General features: G+C 75.4%; 10 protein-coding genes. 7 read left to right on the plus strand and 3 right to left on the minus strand.

Going from position 1 to position 9210, the window contains the following annotated elements:
- Positions 1-98: 98 nt before the first annotated feature.
- Positions 99-1613 (minus strand): adenosylhomocysteinase, encoded by a 1515-nt coding sequence (gene ahcY / locus KDL28_RS06610; protein WP_252436339.1) that lies wholly within the window; start codon positions 1611-1613, stop codon positions 99-101.
- A gap of 362 nt (positions 1614-1975) precedes the next feature.
- Here ahcY and KDL28_RS06615 point away from each other — a divergent pair, with 362 nt between their 5' ends.
- Genes KDL28_RS06615 through KDL28_RS06630 form a run of 4 tightly spaced genes read left to right on the plus strand, consistent with a single transcriptional unit; the run spans position 1976 to position 3940 of the window.
- Positions 1976-2350, plus strand: a complete 375-nt coding sequence (locus KDL28_RS06615; RefSeq protein WP_252436340.1) for a GVDTG sorting domain-containing protein — start codon at positions 1976-1978, stop codon at positions 2348-2350.
- Positions 2347-2973: a class F sortase gene (locus tag KDL28_RS06620; protein ID WP_252436341.1), complete on the plus strand. Its 627-nt coding sequence runs from the start codon at positions 2347-2349 to the stop codon at positions 2971-2973. The genes KDL28_RS06615 and KDL28_RS06620 overlap by 4 nt, the downstream gene beginning before the upstream one ends.
- On the plus strand, positions 2970-3482 hold the full coding sequence (locus tag KDL28_RS06625) for an RNA polymerase sigma factor (protein ID WP_252436342.1): 513 nt from the start codon (positions 2970-2972) through the stop codon (positions 3480-3482). The genes KDL28_RS06620 and KDL28_RS06625 overlap by 4 nt, the downstream gene beginning before the upstream one ends.
- Positions 3479-3940, plus strand: a complete 462-nt coding sequence (locus tag KDL28_RS06630; protein ID WP_252436344.1) for a hypothetical protein — start codon at positions 3479-3481, stop codon at positions 3938-3940. Before KDL28_RS06625 ends, KDL28_RS06630 begins: the two co-directional genes overlap by 4 nt.
- An 84-nt stretch (positions 3941-4024) precedes the next feature.
- On the opposite strand, the gene KDL28_RS06635 is transcribed toward KDL28_RS06630, so the two are convergent.
- Together KDL28_RS06635 and KDL28_RS06640 are read right to left on the minus strand one after the other, a co-directional pair.
- Positions 4025-4414 (minus strand): nuclear transport factor 2 family protein, encoded by a 390-nt coding sequence (locus tag KDL28_RS06635; protein WP_252436345.1) that lies wholly within the window; start codon positions 4412-4414, stop codon positions 4025-4027.
- A gap of 37 nt (positions 4415-4451) precedes the next feature.
- Positions 4452-5741 carry a glutamate mutase L gene (locus KDL28_RS06640; RefSeq protein WP_252436346.1) on the minus strand — a complete coding sequence of 430 codons (1290 nt, stop codon included), beginning with the start codon at positions 5739-5741 and terminating at the stop codon, positions 4452-4454.
- A gap of 116 nt (positions 5742-5857) precedes the next feature.
- Between KDL28_RS06640 and ybiA the strand changes: the two genes are divergently transcribed.
- The 3 genes from ybiA to KDL28_RS06655 all read left to right on the plus strand — a co-directional run bounded on the left by ybiA (position 5858) and on the right by KDL28_RS06655 (position 8790).
- Positions 5858-6415 carry a riboflavin biosynthesis intermediates N-glycosidase gene (gene ybiA, locus KDL28_RS06645; RefSeq protein ID WP_252436347.1) on the plus strand — a complete coding sequence of 186 codons (558 nt, stop codon included), beginning with the start codon at positions 5858-5860 and terminating at the stop codon, positions 6413-6415.
- Between the two features lie 81 nt (positions 6416-6496).
- Positions 6497-8119, plus strand: coding sequence for a long-chain fatty acid--CoA ligase (locus KDL28_RS06650; RefSeq protein ID WP_252436348.1), 1623 nt, complete (start codon positions 6497-6499; stop codon positions 8117-8119).
- Entirely contained in the window at positions 8119-8790 is a 672-nt protein-coding gene (locus tag KDL28_RS06655) for an AAA family ATPase (protein ID WP_252436349.1), read from the plus strand. The genes KDL28_RS06650 and KDL28_RS06655 overlap by 1 nt, the downstream gene beginning before the upstream one ends.
- Positions 8791-9210 lie beyond the last annotated feature (420 nt).

The following is a 9210-nucleotide window of genomic DNA, read 5'->3' on the forward strand; positions in this document are numbered from 1 at the left end:
CCCCCCCCCCCCCGGGGGGCGGGGGCCCCGCCCGCCCCCCCCCCCCGGGGGGGGGGGGGCCCCCGCCCCCCCCCCCGCCCCCCCCCCCCACGACCGGATCAGTAGCGGTAGTGCTCGGGCTTGAACGGGCCCTCGACGTCGACGCCGATGTACTCGGCCTGCTCCTTGGTGAGCTTGGTCAGCTCGCCGCCCAGCGCCAGCACGTGGATCTTGGCGACCTTCTCGTCGAGGTGCTTGGGCAGCCGGTAGACGTCCTTGTTGTACTCCTCGAACTTGGTGAACAGCTCGACCTGCGCGATCACCTGGTTGGAGAAGCTGTTGGACATCACGAACGACGGGTGGCCCGTCGCGTTGCCCAGGTTCATCAGCCTGCCCTCGGACAGCAGGATGATCGAGTGGCCGTCCGGGAAGACCCACTCGTCGACCTGCGGCTTGATGTTGATCCGGATGATGCCGGGGATCCGGCCCAGTCCGGCCACGTCGATCTCGTTGTCGAAGTGGCCGACGTTGGCCACGATCGCCTGGTGCTTCATCCGGGACATCGCCTCGGTGGTGATGATGTCCTTGTTACCGGTGGTGGTGACGATGATGTCGGCCTTGTCGACCACCGACTCCAGGGTCGCGACCTGGTAGCCCTGCAGCAGCGCCTGCAGCGCGCAGATCGGGTCGACCTCGCTCACGATCACCCGGGCGCCCTGGCCTGCCAGCGCCGACGCCGAGCCCTTGCCCACGTCGCCGAAGCCGCAGACCAACGCGACCTTGCCGCCGATCAGCACGTCGGTGGCCCGGTTGAGGCCGTCGATCAGCGAGTGCCGGATGCCGTAGGTGTTGTCGAACTTGCTCTTGGTGACCGAGTCGTTGACGTTGATCGCCGGGAACAGCAGCTGGCCCTGCTCGGCGAGCTGGTAGAGCCGGTGCACGCCGGTGGTGGTCTCCTCGGTGACGCCGCGGATGCCGTCGGCGACCGTGGTCCAGCGGTGCGCGTCGGCGGCCAGCGAGCGGCGCAGCGTGTCCAGGATGATCCGGTACTCGTCGGAGACGGTCAGGTCGTCGTCCTCGACGGTCGGCACGACGCCGGTCGTCTCGAACTCGACGCCCTTGTGCACGAGCAGGGTGGCGTCACCGCCGTCGTCGAGGATCATGTTCGGGCCGACGAGCTCGCCGTTCTCGTCCCGGAACAGGAACAGCTGCTCGGTGCACCACCAGTACTCCTCCAGCGTCTCGCCCTTCCAGGCGAACACCGGGACGCCCTTCGGCTCCTCGGGGGTGCCGTGCGGGCCGACCACGGTGGCCGCGGCCGCGTGGTCCTGGGTGGAGAAGATGTTGCAGCTGACCCAGCGCACCTCGGCGCCCAGCGAGACCAGGGTCTCGATCAGCACGGCGGTCTGCACGGTCATGTGCAGCGAGCCCGCGACGCGGGCGCCGTGCAGCGGGCGCGCCTCGGCGTACTCGCGGCGCAGCTCCATCAGGCCGGGCATCTCGTGCTCGGCCAGCCGGATCTCCTTGCGCCCGAACTCGGCCAGTCCCAGGTCGGCGACGGCGAAGTCGATGCCGTTCAGGTTCCGCAGGCGACCGGACGGGTCGGTAGCGGTCTTGTCGGCAGTAGCGGTCATGGGGTGGTCACGCCTCCTCGATGGGCATCTGTGCGGTGGTGGCGGCGTGCGCACGGGGGCACGCCGATTGGGCCCGCGAACGGGCCTCGAACGGGAACGGGATGTCGGGCGGCACCTGGTCATCTCCTGCTGGAGAAGGCGCCCTTCCTCGGTAGCGGTGGGTCGAGCGTGGCGGACGTTTCGTCCGTCGCAGCGCCTCTCGACCCCCGGGTATCCCTGCCTGACCAGGGTGGCCAAGTCCGGGGGGCATGTCAACTCGGTCGGCGCCCGAGCGCGGGCAGCGCAGTGATGCGCGTCACGGCCCGCAACGCGGACGCGGGCCCACCGCGTCACACGGTCACCCGACCGAGACGAGGAACGCGATGCACCCCCGTTCGACCCGCCTGCTCGCGGCACTGCCGGTGGCCGTCGCCGCCGTGCTGGTGCTGGCCCCCGCCGCGCACGCGACGACCACCCCGCAGCCGTCGCCGCCGCCCATCGAGGCCTCGCCCGCGCCCACGCCGATCCCGGCCTCCGCGGCCCCGTCCCCGCCGCCCGCCCAGGTCGCGCCGGCGGAACGGCCGGGGCAGGTCTCGCAGGTCCCCGTCGGCGCCCCGGAGACCGGGGGCGGCGCCACGGCCGATGATCCCGGCCACTCGACGGGCCTGCTGGTGCTCGGCGGCCTCGGCCTGGCCGGCGCGGGCACCGCGCTGGCGCTGCGCCGCCGGACCGACCCCACCCGGGCGGGACGGGGGTGACGCCGCGCCGGCTGCTGGCCGCGCTCGCGGTCGCGCTCGCCGTGGCCGGGGCGGTCGCGGTGGTGGGGGCGTTCGCGGCCGCGCCGCCGGGCCCGCACCGGACGCTGCTCGAGGCCGGGCCGACCGGCCCGGCAGCCGGCGCCTCCGGTCCGCTCGGCCGCTCGGTCCCCGTCCGGCTCGACATCCCGGCGATCGACGTGCACAGCGGTCTGCTCGCGCTCGGCCTCGACCCCGACGGCACCACCGAGGAGCCGCCGCTCGACTCCCCCGACGCCGGCTGGTACTCCCACTCGCCCACCCCGGGCGAGATCGGCCCGGCCGTGCTGCTCGGGCACGTCGACTCGGCCCGCACCGGGCCCGGTGTCTTCCACGACCTCCCCGCGCTGCGCCCCGGCGACGAGGTGCGGGTGCTGCGGGTCGACGGCAGCACCGCGGTCTTCGCGGTGGACCGGGTGGCGCGCCACCCGAAGTCCGGCTTCCCGACGGCCGAGGTCTACGGCGACATCCCGCACGCCGGGCTGCGCCTGATCACCTGCGGCGGGGAGTTCGACCGGGGTACCGGCCACTACCGCGACAACGTGGTGGTGTACGCCAGTGCGGTGACGGGCGGATCCCAGGCGTGAGCCCGTCGCCGTCGTTCGAGTCGTTCGTGCTGGCCACCGGGCCGGAGCTGGTGGCGTTCGCGCGCAGGCTCACCCTCGACCACCACCGGGCCGAGGACATCGTCCAGGACGTGCTGGCGCGGTTGGGCCTGTCGTGGAGCCGCCTCGGCGGCGTCGACGACCTGCGGGCCTACGCCTACAAGGCCGTGCTGAACGACTTCCTGTCCTGGCGGCGGCGGCGCTCGTCGGGGGAACGACCGTGGGCCGACCCGGGCACCCGGCTGCGGACCGCGGCTCCGGCCGCCGACGAGCGCGTCGCCGACCGCGACCAGCTGCGCGGCGTGCTCGCACAGCTGCCCCCGGTGCAGCGCGCGGTGCTCGTGCTGCGCTACTACCACGACCGGCCCGACTCCGAGATCGCCGAGCTGCTGGGGTGCCGCGAGGCCACCGTCCGCTCGCACGCCCACCGCGCGCTGAGCGTCCTGCGCGCCACCACCGCCCACCAGACCAGCGAGGGGAGCAGCCGATGACCGACCCCGAGGACGCCCTGCGGGCCGCGCTGCGCGACCCCGACCTGGACGCCGTCCCGCCCACCGATCTGCTGGCCGGCGTGCTGCGCAGGCGCGACCGGCTACGCAGGCGCCGGCAGCGGCTGGCCACGGGCGCCGCCGCGGTGGCGGCGGTCGCGGTGCTGGGCGGGGTGACGGCGGCCGTCGCCGCCGCGACGGGCGGGTACGGCACCGTGGTGCCCGCCGACCGCCCCGACCCTCCCGTCCCCGCTCCGACCACCACCGGGGCCGAGCCGATCCCGGCCTCGCCCGCCCCGTCGGTGGCACCGGGCCCGATGATGCCGCCCTCGCAACCGCCCTTCGTCGTCCCGCCGCCCGCCACCGGCATCCCACGCGCGGAGACGAGCGCGCCGGCCGAGTCGACCCGGCAGTACCCCCGCACGACGACGCCCTCGGTGGAGGCGACGCCCGCCGGGTGAGCCCACCCCCCGTGCCGCGCCGGCCGCTCCGGAAGTTCAGGAAGGCCACCTTCAGGTCCTGTGCGGCCAGGAACCTCCCGGGGATCATCCGGCCTCGACGACCGTGCCCTGGTGGTGCACGATCCGCCAGCCCTCGGCTGCGCGCCGCCAGAGGCTGGTCCGCCGGGTCTCCCGCGCGCCCTGGGTGAGCGCGTAGCTCAGCTGGAACAGGTCGGGAGCGAGGCGGCGGCAGTGGAAGTCGCGTCCGCGCAGGCCGTCGTCGACCACGCCGTCGGCATAGCGGCGGGCCACGACCTCCAGCACGTGCCGGCGCTCGTGGACCCGCCCGGAGGCCCCGACCTCGAAGAAGTCGGGATCGGTCGCCGCCTCCAGCTCCTGCGGGGTCGTCGCGAACGCCGTCCGGTGGAAGACCGGCTCGCGCTCCGCCAGCTCCCGCTCGACGTCCCGCAGCCCGGCCTCGGTGCTCAACGCCATGCCGGGAGGGTAGGGCCGGCCGACCCGCGGGACGCGGTCAGCCGAGCAGGTGGTCGCGCAGCAGCGCCTCGGCGGCCGCGCCCCGCCCGTGCGCGGCCAGCAGGCCGGCGGGGGCCACGGTGAAGTCGGCGTCGACGACGACCGGCACCTCGCGCAGGGCCTCGGCGAGCACCGGGTCGGCCTGGACGGTGGACACCACGGCGGCCAGCGCGCCCGGGCGCTCCCGCTGCCGGAACACCCCGCCGGAGAGCACCACCAGGCCCAGGCCGGCGGCGGCGTCGGCGTGGGCGCGCAGGTGGCGGCGCACGGCGATCACGGCGGCGAGGGCGGCGATGCGGCGGTCCTCCGCTGCGCTGCCCGGGTCGCGCGGGACGTAGCCGACCTCGCTGGCCATCCGGGCGACGGTGGGGCCGAGCAGGTCGGCCTCGACCGGGTCGACGACGCCCTCGGCCTGCCCCGCGATCAGCACGCCCTCGGCGGCCGAGCGCATCCCGAGGTCGCCCTCGACCGTGCGCGAGTTGGGGCCGCCCAGCGCGGAGTGCACGTCGGTCGTGGCGCAGCCGACGTCGACCAGCAGCACCCGGCCCCCGCAGATGCGGGCGAGCTCGCCGGCCGCGTGCCCGACGGCGTCGGGGGTGGCGACCTTGGCCAGCCTGCGGAACCGGGGCGCGGCGGCGGGGCCGCGGGCGCCGACGGCGTGGCGGGCGTAGAGGCGGGCCAGCGCGGCCCGGGCGGGCGCCGGGACGATCTCCCCGACGCGGGGCATCACGTTGTCCGAGACGACGACCGTGCGGCCCGTCGCGCGCAGCAGGGCCGCGGCGTCGTCGCGGGCGGCGGCGTTGGCCGCGAGCACTATCGGGAACCGGACGCGGGCGCGGGCCAGGCGCCCGGCGTTGTGCAGCAGCGCGGCGGGGTCGTCGCCGTCGGCGCCGCCGATCAGCAGCAGCACGCCGGGCCGGGCGCTGCGCAGCAGCCGCACGTCGGCGGGCTCCAGCGGCCCGCCGTGGACGTGCACCACGCGGGCCCCCGCCGAGCAGGCGACGCGGTGCCCGGCCTCGGTGGCGGCCAACCGCTCGGAGCCCACGACGGCCAGCCGCAGCCCGCCGCCCGCCGACGAGCAGGCCAGCAGGGCGGGCTCGCCGTCGTCGGCGCCGCCGGCCGCGGACACCCCGCGGACCGCGGCGTCCACGCCCTCCAGCACGTCGTGGCGGGTGGTCGGGTGCTCGGCGAAACCGACGAGCGACCCGTCCGGGCCCACCAGCGCGGCCTTGGTCCACGTGGAGCCCACGTCGAGGCAGACCGATGCGGTCCGGCCGGAGGGCGTCACGGCCGTCGAGCCTAACCGCACGCGTCCGTTCCGCGTGCTGGTCGATCGCGTCGGGTTCGGGCGTTCGGGACGGGTGACGAGGTGCACCGTCGTCGGGCGCCCACCACACTGTCGGCGTGTCCCCCCGTTCCGCGGCCGAGCTCGTCGCCCTCGCCGACGCCGGCGTCCAGCTGGAGTACCTGTACTTCTGGGGGCACCGGCCCGCGCCGGACGGCTCGCCCGGCAAGGGGTGCCTGAGCCAGTGGTGGCCGGTGGACCTCGAGGTCGACGGCCGCACCTTCGCCTCGGCCGAGCACTGGATGATGTGGCGCAAGGCCGTCCTGTTCGACGACGCCGAGGCCGCCGAGCGCGTCCTGCGCGCCGCTACGCCCGCGGAGGCGAAGAAGATCGGCGCCGAGGTGCGCGGGTTCCGCGCGGCGGCGTGGGAGGCGGAGCGGTTCGACGTCGTCGTGGCCGGCAACGTCGCCAAGTTCACCCAGCACGACGACCTGCGGGCGGTCCTGCTCGGCACCGGGTCGCGGGTGCTGGTGGAGGCCAGCCCGGTCGACCGGATCTGGGGCATCGGGCTCGCCGCCGACGACCAGCGCGCCGACGACCCCACCGCGTGGCGAGGGCTGAACCTGCTCGGCTTCGCCCTCATGCGGGTGCGCGAGCAGCTCCGCGACCAGCGCTGACCGCGACTCGGTGCATGGTCACCGGCGGGGCGTCGGAGGTACGTTCGCGATCGTCACGCCGCAGCCGCCGAAGGAGCACCGATGCTCGGACTGATGCAGGATCGGCCCCTCACCCTCACCCACGTCTTCCACCGGGCCGAGCAGTACTTCGGCCACAAGACGATCGTGACGGCCACCGCGAACGGCGAGACGAGCACGACGATCGCCGAGTGGGCCGCGCGCGTGCGGCGGCTGGCGACGGTGCTCGACACGCTGGAGGTCTCCGCCGACGGCCGGGTCGGCACGTTCTGCTGGAACACCGCCCGCCACCTGGAGCTGTACCTGGCCGCGCCGTGCACGGGGCGGGTGCTGCACACGCTGAACATCCGGCTGTTCCCCGAGCAGCTCGTCTACATCGCCGACCACGCCCAGGACGAGGTCGTCTTCGTCGACCGGTCGCTGCTGCCGCTGTTCTGGCCGCTGGTCGACCAGCTGGAGTCCGTCCGGCACGTGATCGTCATCGACGACGGCGCCGACGCCGAGGTCCCGTCCGACCCCCGCGTGCACGACTACGAGGAGCTGCTGGCCGCCGCGACGCCGTTCGAGGGCCGGTTCCCGGTGCTGGACGAGAACCGCGCCGCCGCCATGTGCTACACGTCGGGCACCACCGGCAACCCGAAGGGCGTCGTCTACAGCCACCGCTCGGCGGTGCTGCACTCGCTGATCACGCTGACCACCGACGCCATGGCGCTGTCCGAGCGCGACGTCGTGCTGCCGATCGTGCCGATGTTCCACGCCAACGCCTGGGGCCTGCCCTACGGCTGCCTGCTGGCCGGCTCGTCGATGGTGATGCCCGGCCCGAACATGACCCCGCAGGCGATCGTGTCGCTGCTGGAGCGGCACCGGGTCAGCGTGACCGGCGGCGTCCCCACCATCTGGATGGGCGTCCTGCCGCTGCTCCCCGAGCACGACCTGTCCGCGCTGCGGACCATCCTGTGCGGCGGCTCCGCGGTGCCCAGGGCGCTGTCCGAGGCGTACCGGGAGGCGATCGGGGTACCGATGCTGCAGGCCTGGGGCATGACCGAGACCAGCCCGATCGCCACCGTGAGCAGCCCGCGCTCGCACCACGCGGAGTGGACCGAGGACCAGCGCGCCGACTACCGCGCGCGCCAGGGCGTCCCGGTGCCGCTGGTCGACGTCCGGTTGGTCGACCCGGACACCGGCGAGCTCCAGCCGTGGGACGACCAGGCCACCGGTGAGGTGCAGGCGGCCGGGCCGTGGATCGCCGCGGAGTACTACCGCGGCGAGGGCGGCGGCGCCCAGTTCACCGAGGACGGCTGGCTGCGCACCGGCGACGTCGCCTCCGGCGACCGGTACGGCTCGGTGCGCCTCGTCGACCGCACCAAGGACCTGATCAAGTCCGGTGGCGAGTGGATCGGCTCGGTCGAGCTGGAGAACGAGATCATGGCCCACCCCAAGGTCGCCGAGGCCGCGGTCATCGCGATCCCGCACGAGAAGTGGGTGGAGCGGCCGCTGGCCTGCGTGGTCGTCAAGGAGGGCGAGAACGTCACCGCCGAGGAGATCCTGGAGTTCCTGGCGCCGCGGGTGGCCAAGTGGTGGCTGCCCGACGCCGTCGAGTTCATCGACGAGGTGCCCAAGACCTCGGTCGGCAAGTTCTCCAAGAAGACCCTGCGCGAGAAGTTCGCGAGCCCCCGGGTGTCCTGATGGCGAAGGACCCGCCGATCCCGGCGCTGGCGCGGCTCGACCGGGAGGTCGTCGGGTTCGGCGAGGTCGCGGCCGGGGTGCGGGCGGCGCAGGCGCGCTGCGGCGGCACCCGGCTGGTGTGCGTGGACGGGCTGTCCGGCGCCGGGAAGACGGCGCTGGCCCAACGGCTGGCCGCGGCGCTGGACGGGCCGCCCGTCCTGCACATGGACGACCTGTACGACGGGTGGGACGGGCTGTCCGAGGGTGTGCGGCGGCTGCGCGCGCTCGTCGAGGGCCTGGTCGGGGGCGGGCCCGCCCGCTACCACCGCTACGACTGGCACGCCGGCGCGTACGGCGCCGAGGTCGACCTCGGACGCCCGGACGTGCTGGTGGTCGAGGGGGTGGGCGCCGGGTCGGTGGCCGAGCGCGCGTCGCTCGTGCTGTGGCTGGAGGCGCCGGAGACGGTGCGGTACCGGCGCAGCATGGCCCGCGACGGCGAGACCTACCGGCCGTACTGGGAGGCCTGGGCGTCCCAGGAGCGCGCGCACTTCGCCGGCACCGGCACCGCCGCCCGCGCCGACCTGGTGGTCGACGGCGCGCCCGCCGTGCACTACGACCCGGCGACCCAGGTCGTGCTGCTCGGGGACCGGTCCTCGTCCCGGTGGCGAGGAGGTGGGCGCTCGCGTGGATGAGCGCGGGGTCGGACTCCACCAGCCGGGCGCAGCGCAGCGCGGCGTCCACCCCGGCGTCGAACCGTCGAGGCCGGCGGCGTCGAGCGCAGGCCAGGTCGGGCCCCCCACGCCGAGCACGTCGACCTCGACGAGCCCGGCGGCCACCGGTTCGCCGCGCAGCTCGTCGGCGGTGTGGAAGTGCGCCTCGACGAACCCGGCGTGCCCGTCGTGGTCGCCGGTCGCGGGGAGGCGATGCCGGCGTGCGCGCCGACCGCCGTGGGGAGCACCTGCAGCGTCACCGACGGCAGCGCCGCCGCCCGCACGACGTGCTCGATCTCCCACCCCCGCCCCCACCCCCACCCCCGGGGGGGGGGGGGGGGGGGGGGGGGGGGGGGGGGGGGGGGGGGGGGGGGGGGGGGGGGGTGGGGGGGGGGGGGCGGG

The organism is Pseudonocardia humida, assembly GCF_023898865.1.
Taxonomy (GTDB): Bacteria; Actinomycetota; Actinomycetes; order Mycobacteriales; family Pseudonocardiaceae; genus Pseudonocardia; species Pseudonocardia humida.